This window comes from Nostoc sp. TCL240-02 (assembly GCF_013343235.1).
Taxonomy (GTDB): Bacteria; Cyanobacteriota; Cyanobacteriia; order Cyanobacteriales; family Nostocaceae; genus Nostoc.
On record NZ_CP040094.1, the window covers coordinates 3,528,446 to 3,546,781 of the forward strand.

General features: G+C 42.8%; 17 protein-coding genes. 11 read left to right on the forward strand and 6 right to left on the reverse strand.

The features are described 5' to 3' along the window. Window positions 1-126 precede the first annotated feature (126 nt). On the forward strand, window positions 127-1,233 hold the full coding sequence (locus tag FBB35_RS15155) for a peptidylprolyl isomerase (protein ID WP_174710348.1): 1,107 nt from the start codon (window positions 127-129) through the stop codon (window positions 1,231-1,233). A gap of 66 nt (window positions 1,234-1,299) precedes the next feature. Here FBB35_RS15155 and FBB35_RS15160 read toward each other — a convergent pair whose 3' ends face one another. Further along, window positions 1,300-1,872, reverse strand: a complete 573-nt coding sequence (locus FBB35_RS15160; RefSeq protein WP_174710349.1) for a Uma2 family endonuclease — start codon at window positions 1,870-1,872, stop codon at window positions 1,300-1,302. An 89-nt stretch (window positions 1,873-1,961) separates the two neighbouring features. On the opposite strand from FBB35_RS15160, the gene thiL reads away from it, so the two are divergent. Further along, entirely contained in the window at window positions 1,962-2,984 is a 1,023-nt protein-coding gene (gene thiL / locus FBB35_RS15165) for a thiamine-phosphate kinase (RefSeq protein ID WP_174710350.1), read from the forward strand. A 55-nt stretch (window positions 2,985-3,039) separates the two neighbouring features. Here thiL and FBB35_RS15170 read toward each other — a convergent pair whose 3' ends face one another. Further along, on the reverse strand, window positions 3,040-4,053 hold the full coding sequence (locus tag FBB35_RS15170) for a type I glyceraldehyde-3-phosphate dehydrogenase (protein WP_174710351.1): 1,014 nt from the start codon (window positions 4,051-4,053) through the stop codon (window positions 3,040-3,042). Window positions 4,054-4,169: 116 nt separating this feature from the next. After that, window positions 4,170-4,796, reverse strand: coding sequence for a nicotinate (nicotinamide) nucleotide adenylyltransferase (gene nadD, locus FBB35_RS15175; protein ID WP_174710352.1), 627 nt, complete (start codon window positions 4,794-4,796; stop codon window positions 4,170-4,172). Between the two features lie 403 nt (window positions 4,797-5,199). Between nadD and murC the strand changes: the two genes are divergently transcribed. From murC to FBB35_RS15195, 4 genes are all read left to right on the forward strand, one after another. Further along, complete coding sequence (gene murC / locus FBB35_RS15180; RefSeq protein WP_174710353.1) at window positions 5,200-6,645, forward strand: UDP-N-acetylmuramate--L-alanine ligase; 1,446 nt, start codon at window positions 5,200-5,202, stop codon at window positions 6,643-6,645. A 125-nt stretch (window positions 6,646-6,770) separates the two neighbouring features. Continuing rightward, complete coding sequence (gene murB / locus FBB35_RS15185) at window positions 6,771-7,772, forward strand: UDP-N-acetylmuramate dehydrogenase (protein ID WP_174710354.1); 1,002 nt, start codon at window positions 6,771-6,773, stop codon at window positions 7,770-7,772. Between the two features lie 192 nt (window positions 7,773-7,964). Continuing rightward, entirely contained in the window at window positions 7,965-8,312 is a 348-nt protein-coding gene (locus FBB35_RS15190; RefSeq protein ID WP_012407253.1) for a YbaB/EbfC family nucleoid-associated protein, read from the forward strand. Window positions 8,313-8,374: 62 nt separating this feature from the next. Continuing rightward, entirely contained in the window at window positions 8,375-8,854 is a 480-nt protein-coding gene (locus tag FBB35_RS15195; protein WP_174713649.1) for a low molecular weight protein-tyrosine-phosphatase, read from the forward strand. Window positions 8,855-8,880: 26 nt separating this feature from the next. Here the strand turns inward: FBB35_RS15195 and FBB35_RS15200 are convergent, their stop codons facing one another. Then, window positions 8,881-9,564, reverse strand: coding sequence for a response regulator transcription factor (locus FBB35_RS15200; protein WP_174710355.1), 684 nt, complete (start codon window positions 9,562-9,564; stop codon window positions 8,881-8,883). A gap of 693 nt (window positions 9,565-10,257) precedes the next feature. Here FBB35_RS15200 and smpB point away from each other — a divergent pair. Next, window positions 10,258-10,725: an SsrA-binding protein SmpB gene (gene smpB, locus FBB35_RS15205; protein ID WP_012407256.1), complete on the forward strand. Its 468-nt coding sequence runs from the start codon at window positions 10,258-10,260 to the stop codon at window positions 10,723-10,725. Window positions 10,726-10,907: 182 nt separating this feature from the next. Next, complete coding sequence (locus tag FBB35_RS15210; protein ID WP_174710356.1) at window positions 10,908-11,186, forward strand: WGxxGxxG family protein; 279 nt, start codon at window positions 10,908-10,910, stop codon at window positions 11,184-11,186. 63 nt (window positions 11,187-11,249) lie between these two features. Here FBB35_RS15210 and FBB35_RS15215 read toward each other — a convergent pair whose 3' ends face one another. Both FBB35_RS15215 and FBB35_RS15220 read right to left on the reverse strand, forming a co-directional pair. After that, window positions 11,250-12,668, reverse strand: coding sequence for an IctB family putative bicarbonate transporter (locus tag FBB35_RS15215; RefSeq protein ID WP_174710357.1), 1,419 nt, complete (start codon window positions 12,666-12,668; stop codon window positions 11,250-11,252). A gap of 197 nt (window positions 12,669-12,865) precedes the next feature. After that, the gene (locus FBB35_RS15220) at window positions 12,866-14,419 is read right to left on the reverse strand and encodes a GAF domain-containing sensor histidine kinase (protein ID WP_174710358.1); all 1,554 of its coding nucleotides are present in this window, start codon (window positions 14,417-14,419) and stop codon (window positions 12,866-12,868) included. Between the two features lie 559 nt (window positions 14,420-14,978). Here FBB35_RS15220 and FBB35_RS15225 point away from each other — a divergent pair. The 3 genes from FBB35_RS15225 to FBB35_RS15235 all read left to right on the forward strand — a co-directional run bounded on the left by FBB35_RS15225 (window position 14,979) and on the right by FBB35_RS15235 (window position 18,150). Then, window positions 14,979-16,163 carry a DegT/DnrJ/EryC1/StrS aminotransferase family protein gene (locus FBB35_RS15225; RefSeq protein WP_174713650.1) on the forward strand — a complete coding sequence of 395 codons (1,185 nt, stop codon included), beginning with the start codon at window positions 14,979-14,981 and terminating at the stop codon, window positions 16,161-16,163. Window positions 16,164-16,344: 181 nt separating this feature from the next. Further along, window positions 16,345-17,238: a cyanoexosortase B gene (crtB, locus tag FBB35_RS15230; protein WP_174710359.1), complete on the forward strand. Its 894-nt coding sequence runs from the start codon at window positions 16,345-16,347 to the stop codon at window positions 17,236-17,238. 189 nt (window positions 17,239-17,427) lie between these two features. Next, window positions 17,428-18,150 (forward strand): cyanoexosortase B system-associated protein, encoded by a 723-nt coding sequence (locus FBB35_RS15235; protein ID WP_174710360.1) that lies wholly within the window; start codon window positions 17,428-17,430, stop codon window positions 18,148-18,150. The last annotated feature ends 186 nt before the right edge of the window (window positions 18,151-18,336 follow it).

Genomic DNA, 18,336 nt, shown 5'->3' on the forward strand with positions numbered 1-18,336 from the left:
TTTGTCATTAGTTAGTTGTCATTTGTTACCCTGCCCTAGACCTCTGATCCACTCAGCCCTTAACGTGGGAAGATTATTTATGGGTTACGTCCAGTCAACAAATTAATGCTGCATTTGAGTTATCCCATGCTTAACTTATTAAAATCCTGGCTGAAGAACAGCCTAATGGCAATACTGCTGGTAACAATATTTTTAGGCATAACTACAGCTGGGTGGACTCCCTCCAGTAGCGCCGCGCTGCCATCTGGCAACGCAATTACCGATGGCAAGGCTTTGTTGCGATATGCACTCCCAATAGATAACAAACCTGTACGGCAACTACAAGCCAGTCTAGAGGACATCTCTGCCCAGCTGCGGGCAAATCGGCGATGGGGTGCAATTTCCAAGGACATCAGCAAAGCATCCCGTATTCTCGATAAACCCTCCCAAATCTTAACAAGCGTTCCCGCAGAACGCCAACCCCAAGCTGAAGCTTGGATTACCGAGTTGAAATCTGGGGTGGGTAAATTAGAAGAATTGGCGAATAGCAAAGATAAAGAACAAATTCTACAAGAAAGAGGCAAACTTCTGAATCTCGTCACTCAGATAGAAGAGTCAATGGTGAAAGAATTCCCCTTTGAAGTGCCTGCCCAGTTCAGTAACCTACCACAACTTAAAGGTCGTGCCACTGTAGAAATCAAAACCAATAAAGGCGATTTAAACCTTGTAGTAGACGGTTATAGCGCCCCTGTCACTGCTGGTAATTTTGTCGATTTAGTACAGAAGGGTTTTTACAATGGCTTGGAATTTACCCGTTCTGAAGAATCTTACTTTCTGCAAACTGGAGATCCCGCCGGTAAAGACGTGGGTTACATCGATCCCAAAACGGGCAAATATCGCGCTATTCCCTTAGAAGTCTTAGTCCAGGGTGATAAAGCACCTACTTATGGCATTACGCTAGAAGAAGCTGGTCGTTATGTTGATATGCCAGTTTTACCTTTCTCTGCTTTTGGGGCAGTCGTGATGGCTCGTCCCGAAAGTGAAGTAAATGGTGGTTCTTCGCAATTCTTCTTCTTTTTGTTTGAACCAGAACTCACCCCCGCCGGACGCAACTTATTGGATGGTCGTTATGCGGTTTTTGGCTATCTTACTGAAGGCAGAGAAGTTTTGGAGAAACTGAAAGCGGGTGACAAAATTGAATCGGCAAAAGTCGTCCAGGGAATAGAAAATCTGGTTGAGCCGCAAGCTGTATAAGAAGAGGAGAGGGGAATGGGGAAGATGAGGGAGCAGAGGAAGAATAACTCCTAACTCTTAACTCCCCTAATTTAGATTTCCGGTAGCGAACACTCGATCGACTGCGATCGCTAATTCTGGAAAAGTCCGTGATCCAATTTCCTGGGTGGCGGTAAAAACTGTTTCTTCGTAAAATCCCTCTTCCAGTAATAATACTGAAATTTTTGCTTCGAGTGGGTCTACAATCCAATATTCAGAAACCTCTAAGGCCGCATATTCAGACCTTTTATAACGATAATCTCGTTTAACCGACTCTGGACTGACTACCTCGACAATTAGTAACGGGGGTGACTGAAATACTGCTGAGGCATTCAACAATTCTCTGGCTTGCTCTACTGTCACCACACACAAATCAGTCAACCTAGATTTATTTCTCCCTGTTCTCACCCCACTTTCTCGAAAACACAGCCAAGGTGAGCTACAACGTTTAATTTCTGTATCTAGTAATTGCTCAAGAAATTTGGCAATCAGGAAATGTTCAATAGTAGGTGGGTTCATTAGCTCTAGCTTGCCATCCACCAATTCATAATTGAAATCGCTACCATCATCATAAGTTAAGTACTCCTCAAACGTGATGCTGCTTACTGGAGTTGTTACCATCCCAACTGACCCCTAGACGATACTTTTATATTAAACAGTAAAGCAAATCATCAGTTTTCTTAGTAATTTTGCAACACGGAAAACCGATTGTGAATAGTGACTTATCTTCTCAACAAGTAAAAGATATTGGCGAACAAGGTCTTTTAGAAAAATTGCAGCGCTTCTGTCCTCCAGAAATTATTGGCGATGATGCAGCAGTCCTTGAGACTGCACCAGAGCAATCTTTGGTGGTGACTACAGATGTGCTAGTTGACGGCATACATTTTAGCAACCTCACCACTTCCCCAGAAGATGCTGGTTGGCGGGCTGCTGCTGCCAATTTATCAGATTTAGCCGCAATGGGTGCTTCCCCATTGGGAATTACCGTCGGGTTGGGACTTCCAGGTGAAGTTAGGGTGAGTTGGGTTGAGCGACTCTACCAAGGAATGACAGAATGCCTGCAAAAATACAATACCTCAATTGTCGGGGGTGATGTGGTGCGATCGCCTGTGACGACTTTGGCAATTACCGCTTTTGGTCAAGTTAACCCTAATCAAATTATCCGTCGTTCTGCTGCTGTAGTGGGAGATGCGATCGTTGTTACAGGCGTTCATGGAGCTTCCCATGCTGGCTTAGAACTGCTCTTACACCCCGAATTAGGACAACACCTCAAAGATACAGAACGCACGGCTTTAATCCACGCACACCAGCGCCCACAGCCACGATTAGATGTATTACCAATCCTCTGGAAAATTTTAGCATCCCCATGCCCCATGCCCATTGCTGGTATGGATAGTAGTGATGGTTTAGCAGATGCGATTATCCAAATCTGCCGCGTCAGTGGTGTTGGCGCTATCTTAGAACGCAGACAAATTTCCATGCCAGTAGCTTTTGACCATTGGCTAACACCAGAACAAGCACTAGCTTATGCTCTATACGGTGGCGAAGACTTTGAATTAGTGCTTTGCTTACCACAAGAGCCAGCATTAGCCTTAGTACAACATCTTGGTCAAGGTGCTGCGATCGTCGGCAACATTACATCCGGATCAACAGTACTATTGCACGACGAACAAAAAAAATTCCCTGACCAAGTTCTGAGTCTCAGCCAGGGATTTCAACATTTTGCTCAATAGTCTTTTGTCATTTTTCCAATGACCAATGACCAATAACTAAATGACTAATGACAAATTATTGCCACTTCTCGGCTACCAATTCTGCCAAATCCAAAACTCGTTGGCTGTAACCCCACTCGTTGTCATACCATGCCATAACTTTTACTAAGTCATTGCCCATAACCAAAGTCAAGCTGGAATCAACAATCGAAGAAGCATCGCTACCTTGATAATCGGAAGATACCAGTTCTAGTTCGCTATAGTCCAAAATGCCTTTAAGTTGGCCTTCAGCAGCATCTTTGAGAGCTTGGTTAACTTCTTCAGTAATAGTACGCTTCTCAACCTGAACTACGAAATCTACCATTGAGACGTTCGGGGTTGGTACGCGTAAGGCAACGCCATTAAGCTTGCCTTTCAGGTCTGGGATAACCAGTGCCACTGCTTTTGCTGCACCAGTGGAGGTGGGTACAATGTTTATCGCTGCGGCCCTCGCCCGTCGCAAATCCCGGTGAGAAGCGTCTAGCAAACGCTGGTCGCCTGTATAGCTGTGGGTGGTGGTCATCGTACCTTTGATGATGCCAAACTTATCGTTCAACACCTTGGCAATTGGTGCCAAGCAGTTGGTAGTACAACTAGCGTTACTGATAATGTTGTGTATGTTGTGGTCATAATCATGATGATTCACACCAACCACAAAAGTACCATCCTCGTTTTTACCAGGAGCGGTAATCAGAACTTTCTTGGCTCCAGCATTTACGTGCTTAAGCGCTCCTTCTTTGCTAGTAAATACGCCGGTTGCTTCGATAATTAGGTCAATTCCCCAATCTTTCCAGGGCAATTTTTCTGGGTTACGGTCGGATACGCACTTAATGGTCTTACCGTTAACGATGATAGAGTTATCATCGGCACTAATCTCAGCACCTTTGATCTTACCTAGCATTGAGTCATACTTTAGTAGGTGAGCATTGGTTCTAGGGTCTGAAGTGTCATTAATAGCGACAAGATCGATCCGACTATTCTCTCTACCCACCCAGCAACGCGCAAAGTTACGTCCAATCCGCCCGAAACCGTTGATTGCAACTCTAATCACAGTGTCTTGCCCTCTGTATTTATGCTTATATGTTGATATCGTTGACCCCAATCATATCGCAAAGGGGGGGGGCACTTTTAACCATAAAGTGTTAGATCAATAAAAAAACACATAATTTATTCAGATTTGTAGGAGTAGAGATTGTTGTTAGTGATATATGATCTAACCGATTCCGGTACTAAATAACGAATTGACTGGCGTTCGCGGCAAAATTTGCGAATTAGACTTGACGAAACTCCTACTAAAGGTATATCCAAGAGTTGCCAGTAAATGGTATACGACTGCTCCCTCAGTTGTTGCTCCACTTGCTTGCAGATTAATTTGCTTTGAGTTATAGTCTCACCACCTAGCAGTCGGGGTGCGATTAACCAATCACACATTTGTGCTAGTTCGTGTCCACGGTACCAACGAGGTAAGGTTTGGAAAGTATCCAAGCCCACAATCCAGTACCAGTGAGTATTTGGGTAACAAGTAGATAAGTCAATCAGAGTGTTAATGCCATAAGAAGTCCCAGAGCGATTTGTCTCCACTAATGAGACAGTAAACGCTGGGTTATCTTTTATGGCTAATTGCAGCATTTCCACGCGATGCTTAAACAAAGCTGCTTCTTTATGAGGAGGATTTAGGGATGGCACCCAAATTACCTTTTCAAGAGATACTTCTTGCATTGCTGTCTCGGCTACGAGCAGGTGTCCCCAGTGAATTGGATCAAATGTGCCACCAAAAATTGCTAGTTGCTGCATCCAGTTATGCCTGGGTTTTATGCAATTGAAAAATAGTTTCATTACCAATGTACTATTGTAGTCAATTCACGGCTAAACTTGATGCAATTTCAAATCAGTTTCACTAAACAATGTATTATGTAGCCAATTCCAGTAAGGTAGACAAAAATATGTATTTGACATTACAAGAATTTCTTTCCCGATGTAGCCAAAATTTTCAGAATAATCTTAACAACAGTTCAGAAATAGTAAAAACCTCCAACCAAGGTAAAATCATTCTGAACACGCAAAACCATACCAGAAACAACATCTGGGCATTAAACATAAATACGATATAGGAGTAGTTACGGTAAAAATCAAATTCCTGTTATGATACGCGTGTCATTTGTGATTATGGTGTGGTGTGGTGTAAGAGGAGCAATAAATGACTAATTCTGTAGATTTTAGTGGTAGACCATTTCATTTTATTGGCATCGGCGGCATAGGTATGTCTGCTCTGGCATACGTTCTCGCCAAGCGTCAATTTCCAGTATCAGGTTCGGATCTTCGTCCAAACCACATTACGCACAAATTGGAATCTATCGGTGCCCATATTTTTGGTAGACAAGAGGCAAGTAATCTCGAATTCTTTCGTCCTCAAGTATTAAATTCACAAGAACAATTACCTGCTGATACTAAGTCAAAATTACCTCAAGTCATTTGTTCAACAGCAATTAACACTAATAATTTAGAATACAAAGCAGCGTTGGAATTAGGTTGTCCAGTTTTGCATCGTTCAGATGTACTAGCTGCTTTAATTTCCGATTACTACAGTATTGCAGTGGCAGGAACACACGGCAAAACTACAACCAGTAGCATGATTGGTTATATGCTTCTGGAAGCAGGTCTAGACCCAACGATTTTAGTAGGTGGCGAAGTCAATGCTTGGGAAGGTAATGCTCGATTGGGACAAAGCCAATATTTGGTAGCCGAAGCAGATGAATCTGATGGTTCTTTGGTAAAACACGCTCCAGAAATTGGCATCATCACCAATATTGAACTCGATCATCCTGACCATTACGATACATTAGAAGAAGTAATTGACATCTTCCAGACATTTGCTAAGGGTTGTAAAACTTTAATCGGTAGTATTGACTGTGCGACAGTGCGCGATCGCTTGCAACCCACAATCAGCTACAGCCTACACTCGGATACCGACGCTGACTACACCGTTACTAATATTGATTATCGTGCTGATGGCACCACGGCTCTAGTTTGGGAAAGAGGCAAAGCCTTGGGCGTGTTGAAGTTGCGGCTTCTCAGTCGCCACAATCTCAGCAATGCTCTAGCAGCAGTAGCTGTTGGTCGCGCCTTGGGCTTAGAATTTGGAGCGATCGCTAAAGGCATCGCCACCTTTGAAGGAGCAAGACGACGCTTTGAGCTTCGGGGTGAAGTTGATGGCATTACCTTCATTGATGACTATGCTCATCATCCTAGCGAGATTCGCGCTACTCTCGCCGCCGCACGTTTACAGGCAAGACCAGGACAAAGAGTGGTTGCTATCTTCCAACCCCATCGCTATAGCCGAACACTGACCTTTTTAGAAGAATTTGCCGAGTCTTTTACCCATGCTGATTTGGTTGTGCTGACTGATATTTACAGTGCAGGCGAACCCAATTTAGGGCAAATTACTGGTGAAGATTTAGCGGCAGAAATTGCTAAACACCATTCTCCTGTCGTTTATCAACCAACTTTACCCTTAGTGCATGAGTACTTGTTAAAAACATTACGCCGAGGAGACTTGGCGCTGTTTTTAGGGGCTGGGAACTTGAATCAGGTGATTCCGGAAATAATTACTGCACTTTGCGAACCTGCTAAAGCCACATCTTAAGTGGAGACTTTGCAAAGACTTCATTTCTGAGCAAAGCGCCCGTCTAGCAATGGTTCCATCTGTGAACTCTATTACCGTATCTTTGCGGTAAATTAATGTAAAAATTTTACCCATACAAAGTAAAAATGACCATTTCCCAGGCAGCTGGAAACGTCTGCACAGTCTCTGCTTTGAATACAAAGAAACATCAAACAACTAATTCGGTGGATAGTGAAGTAATTTACTTACCAAATACTGATTGTGCGATCAAGCCCCAGGCTTGCTTGTCAGCCTTTACTTCTTATAGGGTTGGAGGAGCAGCTGATTTGTATGTTGCCCCCCGAAACTTAGAAGCACTGCAAGCAAGTCTGAAATACGCAAAAGAACGTAATTTAAAGGTGACAACACTGGGAGCAGGTTCTAACCTGCTGGTGAGCGATGGCGGTATATCAGGCCTAGTCATCGCGACTCGTCATCTCCGCTTCAGCAACTTTGACCCCCAAACCGGTCAATTAACCGTTGCTGCCGGAGAATCAATTCCTAGTTTGGCATGGGCGGCAGCAGAATTAGGATGGCAAGGATTGGAGTGGGCTGTTGGCATCCCTGGAACAGCCGGAGGTGCTGTGGTAATGAATGCAGGGGCACATAATAGCTGTATCGCAGATATGTTAGTGAGTGCCGAGGTTCTTTCACCCGATGGGACGCTGGAGACTCTTACCCCGGAACAGTTAGGTTATAGCTACCGGACTTCATTATTGCAAGGTGGCGATCGCATAGTCACCCAAGCCACCTTACAACTCGCGCCAGGTGCAGACCCAGCAAAAGTTGTGGCAATCACCAAAGAACACAAAAGGCATCGCTTAAGCACCCAACCATACAACTTCCCCAGTTGTGGGAGTGTGTTCCGCAATCCCAAACCTTACAGTGCTGGCTGGTTAATTGAACAAACTGGCCTCAAAGGCTACCAAATTGGTGGAGCGCAAGTAGCACTACTCCATGCTAATTTCATCGTTAACCGTGGTGGAGCCAAAGCTAGTGACATTTTCTGTCTCATTCGCCACATCCAATATCAGGTGCAAGAACGTTGGTCTATTAATTTAGAGCCAGAAGTCAAAATGCTCGGAGAGTTTCAAGGTGCTTGTGGATAGGGAATGGGGAATGGGGAATGGGGAATGGGGAATCGTAAAGATGATGCTGTAACGAAGAATTGATAACCAATGCCCAATGCCCAATTCCCAATTCCAGGATGCATTAATTATTGGTAAAAAAAGAGGCAAATTACTTACCGCATCTATAATTGAATTTGATTTGTTATTCAACGCACAAGCGTACAAATAATTATGACAGGAAAAGGACAGGGATTTGGCTTTGGCTTAGGAAAAATGAAGGAACTAGCCGATGCTTTTAAGAAAGCACAGCAAGTTCAAGAAGGTGCAAAGCGACTCCAAGAAGAATTGGAGCAAATGGAGATTCTAGGAGAATCTGGTGGTGGTCTGGTAAAGGTGATTGTCAGTGGGAACCAAGAACCCAAGCGGGTAGAAATTTCTCCAGATGCTCTTGCAGAAGGTGCAGAAGTACTTTCCGATCTCGTGACGGTGGCAATGAAAGAAGCTTACAACAAGTCCACAGCAACAATGCGGGAACGCATGGAAGAATTAACCAGTGGGTTGGAGTTACCTGGATTTTAGTCATTGGTCATTGGTCATTGGTCAAAGGACAAATGACTATTGACAAAGGACAAAAAATATCTATGCCTTACAAGTTGCTATTTGTCTGCTTAGGTAACATCTGCCGATCGCCATCGGCAGAAAACATAATGAATCATCTAATTGAGCAGGCAGGCTTGAGCGATACCATCATCTGTGATTCTGCTGGTACATCTAGTTATCACGTGGGTAGCCCACCTGACAGACGCATGAGTGCTGCGGCTGCTACAAAGTTGGGAATTAAACTGCGTGGTCAAGCACGCCAGTTTCAAAAGTCTGACTTTCAAGACTTTGATTTAATTTTGGCGATGGATCAAGAAAATTATGAGAATATCCTCACTCTCGATCGCACTGAGCAATATCAGCATAAAGTGCGTTTGATGTGTGAGTTTTGCTCTCGACACACCTTAAAGGAAGTTCCAGATCCTTACTACGGTGGTCAAGACGGATTTAATCAGGTTATTGATTTACTGATTGATGCTTGTGAAGGTCTGCTCACAAAAGTTAAAAGTGAAGAGTTGTGAGTTTTAATTCTTAACTCCTCACTTTTTTATTCGACTAAACCATGCTTCATGGCAAAACGCACTAATTCTGCTCGGTTGCTGGTTGAGGTTTTTCTCAATAAACTGCTAACGTACTTTTCCACTGTGCGAGGACTCAGGTGTAGCTGATGACCCATATCGGCATTAGACAAACCATGAGTCAATAACTCTAAGACTTCTTGTTCTCTATGAGTTAGAGATGAGTGCAATTGGGATGTCTGAATTTGAGTAGACAGAGAATTATGGGCATCCCCCGGTTTTGTAGAGCCGGAAATGCCCAAACTCTCTTTATGAGAAAAGCGATACTCCGATTGAATAATTTGCGATCGCTCCAAAAGATTGCGGATTGCTGCTGCTAACTCTTCCAATTCAAAAGGTTTTGGTAAATATAAATCGCACCCTGACTGATAGCCCAGAATTCTTTCCTGGGTTTTAGTTCGGGCAGTTAATAAAATTACAGGTAATAACCGAAACATTGGTTGTTGACGCACCCGACGCACCAGTTCGTAGCCATTCATCTGTGGCATGATGATATCCGTGACAATCAAATCAGGATTATACTCATCCACCATAAACAAAGCCTCTTGACCGTCATTAGCCGTGATCACACAGTAGCCAGACAGTTCAAGATAGTCGCTAACAGACAGACGAGTGCCCAAATCATCATCCACTACAAGGATCGTCAAGGGCATGGACAATACACCCCTAGCATTTTTTTTACTCAGAAATTTGCTTCTACGCGCTTCATAGGTGAACACTGGCAAGAATAGTGTTCTTATGTTTCATACTATGACAGGATTACCAGGTAATGGCTGCCTTCAAGGTTGATTTATAAAGAAAATCTTAAATCTTTTGGAAGGTTAACGAAGTGCAACTCATCTTTGAATCCCTCTGCTCAGGAAGCATAAAGAGCTTTTTAATCTGTAACAACTCATTAATAAGACAGAGCATATTTTTATTATAGTATAAATTATTGTTAATTTTATAAGTAATTTCCCAAAAGATAAGTTAAGTAGCCATGATTGAAATAAGTTTGTAGAGAAGGCTTCAGCCCTCTCTATGAGTAGCATTTTGTAGCAAGATACCCAACAAGCTATACTACAAACCTTTAATTATTTACGCCGATTTACTTACCAACTCTTTGTGAAACTGCACAAAATCAAGCTTGATGAAACTTGAGGTAAAATCCCCAAGTTCTGGATAAACCTCAGATGTAATCGATATCAGGTAACTTTAAGTTACCTGATAACTCTTAATTGTGAACTTAGAAAAGCTAAATTAGTGATATACAGTTCAATATTTATAGCGGTTATAATGAATACCCTATAATTCGCCAGGCAATCCAAATAATTTTTTAGGTACATTTAAAACGCACAAAATTATCAATGAGCGACAAGAACGAAGGTTACAAAGTTATTGCTGACAACCGTCAAGCCCGTTATTTGTATGAAATTCTGGAAACTTACGAAGCCGGAATTGAGTTGACAGGAACCGAGGTTAAGTCAATTCGTGCGGGTAAAGTAAATCTCCAAGATGGCTATGCTTTGCTTCGCAATGGCGAAGCATGGTTGATCAATATTCATATCTCGCCCTACAACGCCAGTGGACAATATTTTAATCATGAACCACGGCGGACACGAAAGCTGCTGTTGCACCGTCAAGAACTCCGCAAGCTAATTGGCAAAGTAGAACAGCAAGGTCTAACTTTAATCCCTTTGAAAATGTATCTCAAACGGGGCTGGGTAAAAGTGAGTATAGCCCTTGGCAAAGGTAAAAAGCTCCACGATAAGCGTGAAGACCTAAAACGACGGCAAGATCAGCGTGACATTCAACGCGCAATGAAAAGCTATTAAGGATAATTGTGGTTCAAACTACCACACCAGAGTGAGAAACAGATTGCTGTGAAAACCATGTTATATGTCCACGGCGTGAGTTGTAAAAATCCCTAGTTTATAGCCACAGATTGATTTTGTTAAGCTTGGGAATCGATACAGTGGTGAGTAACTTCGGATGGCATAAGGAATTGTCACAACTTATGAAAAGTAATTTCATTACAGCTGTTGGCGTAGGCGTTCTCACCTTGAGTATGGGAATTTTACCCTTGACTCTATCCGCACAAGCTCAGACGACAACTGATCCCGGAGCCAATACTGCTCCCAGAACGACCACTTACGATCGCAACGATTTTGATTGGGGTTGGCTAGGATTACTTGGTTTATTCGGTTTAGCTGGTTTGGCAGGTAAAAAGCGTGATAACGAACCGACTGCTTATCGGGACCCTAATGCCCGAGGTGCCACTACTTACAGAGACTAGACAATTCAAAATTGATTCATTTGTCAGTTGTTCAGTAGAAAAACAACTGACAATTTGTTTGTGTTAGTTTACTGCTGGTTCTGGGTTAGATGGATTTGTCTGGTTTTGAGTTAAAGGTGTCCAATAGCTGGCAATTAAAGCAACGATAAGCCACCAGAGGGTATTGACTTCAGGACGATACCAGACAGTATCTACAGTGCCATGAGCTAGCATACCCAACAAAATAGCGATCGCTCCAATTAACCAAAATCCCTCTACACTTTTCAATCGTCGCAATCGTCGCACTTGCAAAAGCGCCGCATTAAATGTAACTATTATTAGCCAGAGAAAGCAGGCCAAACCAACAAACCCAGTTTCTACAGTTACTTCAAACAAAATCGAATAAGCACTTAAAGCAGTGTACCGAGGGTGTTGGTAGAGCGGATAAACTTTATTAAAAGAGTTGTGACCGGGCCCAATGCCGAAAATCGGGCGATCGCGAATCATCTCAAAGACAGCATCCCACACATTTCGACGAAAATTATTACTGCTATCTTTGCGATCGGCAAAAATGCTGAACACCCGTAGGCGAACCGGCTCTACAAATATCACTGCTAACAGTAATATCCCGATTAAACCTCCTAAGACAATGGGCAGCGACCAAGTACGCCAAAAAGGAGGCATTTCCACACTCTTCCAATAAACTAGCAATGCCATCACAGCCAAAACTGCCACCACTAGTCCAATCCAACCGCCACGACTAAAAGTCAGGATCAGGCAGGCAGTATTGACAATCAACATTGTTAATGCTAAAGCTTTTTTGAGCCAGCTTTGCCATGCAAAAATTGCCACCAAGCTAAAAATTACTGCTGGTAAGAGGTATCCAGCCAATAAGTTGGGATTTCCTAAATAACTGTAGACCCTTGTAGTTTTAGACAGAGGAGATTCCGGATCGACCCAAGTTGCCAGTGCTGTAGCTCCAAAAAACCATTGGCGCAATCCATAGACACTGACAATTAAGGATATATGTAGGTAAAGGGTGAGAATCCAAGACCGGAGGCGAGGCGACCTTAATACCCTGGCACAAAGGGCAAATAGTAGCAAATACAAGGTCAACGTTCCCAAGTCATTAAGTGCCGCTTTTTTCACTGGTGATAGTGCTGTTGCGATTACGGCAATTCCCCAGTAGAGCAATACCAGTAGGTGAATGGGAGTGACTGACGAGACATTTGCTGGTGTGACTTCATCAGATAAAGTCAACAACAGCCAAAATCCCACACAAGCCACCAGCAACAAACCTACCAACGTACTCGAAGCAAAAGGTGCAAGGGCATATATTGAGCTGAGTAATACAGCTGCTATCGCATCTCCCCACTGAATCAAGATACTGGTTTTTCGCCAAGACCTTAACAGTCCCACCAGAGAACGGTGTACGTAACTGGTAGCAAGATATTCTTTGAGCGGTAAAGATGATAAAGTAAATAGTTGCCAGACTAAATTCATAAAAAACATTGCGATCAATTAGCCTGCCGACGCAGAACTTGGATTTGATCATAATGCCTAATAGCTATAAAAAGGTAATAACGTAGTTTGTAAATTAGTAAAGGCGCTCTTAATTCATGTACTTACTACATAACAAAGTATGAATTTGTCTTTCCCTATATCCCTATCACCTGTAATCTGTTCTCTACCGACTGTGATTAGACATCACTAATTGCTTGTGAGGGAGTTGCCAGTTGCAGTGGCAAAGAAAGCACATAACGATATCCTGATTCTGGTGAACCTTGAATCAAAATTTGTCCAGCGTGCAACTCTGCCAATTGACAACTTAGCAATAGACCCAAGCTTTCACGAGAAAGACTTCCATGTAATTTAGCTAAATTTAGACCGGAACTCGCAGCAAGAAAATTGGAGTGGGAATCACTCAGGTTTTTTGAATTGTCCACTGCTACTGATGAAGTCTCTGGTTGCTGTTGTCCTTCTGTATGAGTATTGTAGGTTGCTACCTCACCTGTTAACTCTAGCAGCGACAAAGAATTGAGACGGAAGTAAGGGTCAACCTCAGTAATGCCGTCCCCTAACCAGGGATGAGAAACCCAAATAGTAATGTTGAGCGTATCTTCCTTGTAAGAAACATGGATGCGAACAATGCTACCTGTAGCCGAAAGTTGAATCACACTGAAAACCAGGTGATATAACATTTGCCGCACCTTGTCTTTATCTAAAGGCCAAATGCGATTACGTCCCGGTTCTATAGAGAGACGGATGTCTTGCTCGCGGCGATTAGCCACTTCTTCAAGGGTATTGATAGCTTGTTGACATAGCATTTCAATATCCACAGGAGCTAAATTCAGTACAGTTGAGTTGTCATCCATAGCTCCTAGTTCGGTAATTTCGTTTACTAGAGAAAGTAAGTACCGACCGCTATGTTGGATAATTTCTAAATATTCTCTTTGCTTAGTCGTCAAAGGCCCATAAATTTCACGTCCTAAAACACTAGCCATACCAAGTACAGATGTTAAAGGCGTGCGTAACTCCTGAGTTAACTGACCCAAAAGTTCCAGTTTCAGTTGCTTGGTAGAAACAGAGTCGCTATCTTGAGTGGGTGCGGTGATTTGAATTTCAGTGTTACGTTCGTCATTAAGTGAAAATATAGGAGTGGGCTTGAGAGTGGTTGATTCGAGTTTGCCTTGCAAAAGTCGGTTACGCTCAAATTCACTCATGCTCCAACGAGCTATGATTTGTAAAAACTCAATGTCTCGGGTTGTAAAATTGCGTGGCACTAAATCCATCACTGCCAATGCACCCAAACAATGTCCCTCAGCATCAATTAGTGGCGCTCCTAAGTAAGCTCGAATACCATAATCCTGTACCAGCTTGCTGCTAACAAGTACTGGGTCTGTAAGTTTATGTGTATCATTAATTACAAATATTTGAAGACTCTCTACAACCTGAGTGCAGAACGATTCCCTGCGTGACAGTTGGCGGCTTTGTGCCAAATGATTCATGAGCCCTAGCCTAGATAAGCCTACTGCTGACTTGAACCAGTGACGTTCTTGATCCACAAATCCCAATATGGAAATTGGTGCTTCCAAAAAGTGGGCAGCAGTCTGTGTGGCTTCTTCAAAAACCGGAATCGTTTCTGGTTGCCGCAAACCTAAATCCGACAAAGCTTTGAGGCGTTGCTGTTCTCTTGATTCATGAGAATCCCAACCATCCTTTAGGGCAAATAATTTGTTTTCAGGCTCCATCATTGCCACTGCTACCTTAATAATTTCTCGATACTGTAATTGATATAAGCCCTATTTCTGGGTTATCAATTGCTATTTTTAAGCATTCCCTAATTTTGCCTCTGACAAACAAATTTGAGGCAAAATTTTTTATCCTTTACATTAACTCGGCGACGCGGTATCCACAAGTTGCTAGTTACTGGTGCTAAATATGGTTATTTAGCACTAGTGTAGTCTTTATTGCTTGGGATTTTACAGTCTGACTGCGTTAGATTTGGATTCAGCCAGGGTAATCTAATGCTAAGGATACAATACAAAGGGGCTGTCATTATTTATGTACAGAAGCAAAAATTCTTACTGGACAATTCAAAGTAAATTTACTTAATAAAATCATATTTGTGTATTCTTTATAGCAGTTATTACTTATAGCAGCTAGTACTAATGGCTGACCATCCTAGATAGTTTATATAAGTCTCGATCGAATAGATTGAACCTATTACAATTTCATCCTGAAAATTGTGTACACTTTTTTATTTTTTCCATCTGAGGAAATATTTTTTGAGGACAACTAGTAATGAATAAAATGACTATTAGAGTTCCTTTTGTAGACCTGAAGTTACAACACGAACCAATTCAAATGCAATTGCAACATGCAATCCAATCTGTGTTGGAACAGGGAGATTTTATTTTAGGGCAAGCACTCTCAGATTTTGAAGCAGCATTTGCGGCAGTATCAGGGGCGGCTTATGGTGTTGGTGTTGCATCAGGAACAGATGCGATCGCTCTCGGATTGCAAGCTTGTAATATTGGTGCTGGCGATGAGGTAATTTTACCAGCCAACACTTTTATCGCAACCTTGATTGGGGTTATTCGCGCTGGCGCAAAGCCAATTCTGGTAGATTGCGATCGCCAAACAGCTTTAATTGATTTAGAGGCCGCAGCAAAGGCAATTACACCTCAAACTAAAGCAATTATCCCTGTACATCTCTATGGACAAATGGTATCGCCACGCGAACTCATCAACTTTGCCGATACCTACAAACTACTAATTTTTGAAGATGCCGCCCAAGCACACCTCGCCCAAAGAGACGGATATCACGCTGGCTCAGTAGGAATAGCAGCAGCTTTTAGTTTCTATCCTAGTAAAAATTTGGGAGCATTTGGGGATGGGGGGATGCTACTGACAAGAGATTCAGATGTCGCCCAGAAGATGGTGCGCTTGCGAAATTATGGTGCATCGCAAAAGTATTTTCATACTGAACCAGGTACAAATAGTCGCTTGGATACCTTACAAGCAGCAATTTTGCAGCAAAAATTACCACATTTGCCACAGTGGAATCGTGATCGCTTGACTATTGCCCAGCAGTACGATCTTGAACTAGCACCCTTGGCAACTACTGGTATTATTCCTATAGAAAACCAAAGTGATACAGGACATGTTTATCATCTTTATGTCATTAAAGTTGATGATTCTTGCCCAATAGAACGCCAGCAACTCCAGGAAAAACTCACAGCAGTGGGAATTCAAACTGGCATTCACTACCCAATTCCTTGTCATCTCCAGCCAGCATTCAGCAATTTAGGCTATCAGCCGGGAGATTTTCCCCAAGCAGAAAAACTGTCACAGCAAATATTATCATTACCGATGTATCCTGGTTTGAGCAGTAGCCAAGTTAAAGAAGTTGTAGCTGCGATCGCTCATGCAGTCTCAACAACTTCTAAGGTAGATGAAACCTCCAATGCTGACCTTGACAGCGTAGTAGCGTGAACAAGAGGCAGGGGGGCAGGGGGCAGGGGGCAGGGAGAGTATGGGAGGCAGGGGAAGCAGGGGGACAAGGGAGACAAGGGGGAATTATTGAACAAGTCTCTCTCTTGTCTCCTCCCTCTTCCTTGTCTCCCTTGTCTCTTCTTCATGTCCAATTCCCAATTCCCAATTCTCAATAAAAATCATGGCACTCCAGCAACATATTAAAAAAAGAAACGCCTCAGACTTATTGAATCTAGCTATTATAGGCGTTTTGCTGCTGCTTTATGCGCCTATATTGCTACACTGGTTGGATGGTTGGCTGAACAAAAATATCAGTACAGAACATGAATATTTTAGCCACGGGATTATTGGTTTACCATTTGCGGCTTATCTGGCCTGGATAAACCGAAAAAAGTGGAAACGTTTACCAGATACCACACATCCTTTGAGCGCTGTTTTATTGTTACTAGGGGCAGTGTTTTATCTTAGTGGTGTTACAGAGTGGGTTAACCTTTCCTTGCCCGTTATCTTGGCAGGATTATGTTTGTGGTTTAAAGGAATAGCAGGTTTGCGATCGCAAGGATTCCCCCTACTACTAGTATTTTTAGCCACCCCGACGGCAGCACCCTATCTTATTGCGCCCTATACCTTGCCTCTGCAAAGCTTCATCGCTGGTACGGCAGGTTTCATATTGAATCAATTTGGTATGGACGTAACAGTAAATGAAATCAATCTCTACGTGGGAGGACGCATTGTAGAAGTTGCCCCCTATTGTGCAGGGTTGAAAATGTTGTTCACGACTCTCTACGTTGGCTTGATGCTCCTTTATTGGACAGATGCTTTATCTTCACGGCGCACAACCATATCGTTTTTATCTCTTGCTGCGATCGTTAGTACTACTGCCAATATCATTCGTAACACTTTACTGACTTTCTTTCACGGTACAGATCAAGAAGCAGCTTTTAAATGGTTACATGAAGGTTGGGGTGGTGACTTGTACTCTGCTTGTATGCTGGTGTCATTAGTACCCCTACTGAATTGGATTAATAGCTATTTTTCAACATCTCTAGAAACTGAGCAAGAAACAGAAAGTTAGAACTATGGGCATTGGGCATAGAGAAGAGACAAGGGAGACAAGGAAGAGGGGGGAGACAAGGAAGAGACTTATTTCCCCTTGTCCCTCTGCTCCCTGCTCCCCTCCCTCTTAATCTACTCATAAATATTACTGAACTCATGGTGTGATTTTATAAAGTAAAATTTTGCCTAAGTATCACAAATTTTACTGATGATTTCATTCTCCAAGTTTTTCAAAGAAAACCAATTCAGTCAGGTAGCAGCACTTTTGTTATTGCTAGTACTGCTAGCAATAGGAGGGATTCCCGGATATCTAACAGGACATTGGCAATGGAAACAGCCGCTACCTGTTATCAATCTCCACGAGTTAAAACAGATCCGCAACACTGGGTTAGCCCTTCCTGGTTGGCAAACTATTGAACAAGCAGAACAGGAAATTGGCGAACATAAATGGTCTTTGCAGGTACTTAAAAAAGAAGGTTCTCAATCCCAGGCAATTCTGCTTTTGCTGCCGCAAAATGGGCCTATGGATCAACCAGAGGTAGAGTGGACAGATGTTAACGGCTGGGGAAGATCGCGCTGGGGAAAGTGGGATATAGCGCAATCTCGTTCTGCCGAATTTACTGTGAAACCGCCTGGAAAGTTGGCTTATAATGTCGAAACTAAAGTAGAAGCTAGGTTCTTTCGTGCCGCCACACCACAGCAAACCTTCGCTGTCTTGCAATGGTACGCTATGCCAGATGGTGGAAATCCATCACCCTTCCATTGGTTCTTGGCAGATCAAGTGGCCCAGTGGCGTAAGCAACGTATTCCCTGGGTAAGCGTGAGCATTCTGATCCCGATGGAACCTTTAGGACAGGTAGAAACATCTTGGTCTTTAGCCAAGTCTATGGGGGAAACAGTGCAAAGTGCATTGATGGCAGGCCCTTTGTAGAGTTTCTCTCTGATGAATGCCTTTGTGCAGAGATTCATCAAAAGTATCTCTATAATTGCATTCAGGCTAAAACTTAGCCAAAAGATGTTAATAATATGAAGTTAGAATTTAAATTAAGTAAAATTCTTGTCTTTTTCTTAGTAAATACTTGCAGACTCCAGAGACATTGGGGACATTTATAGAGTA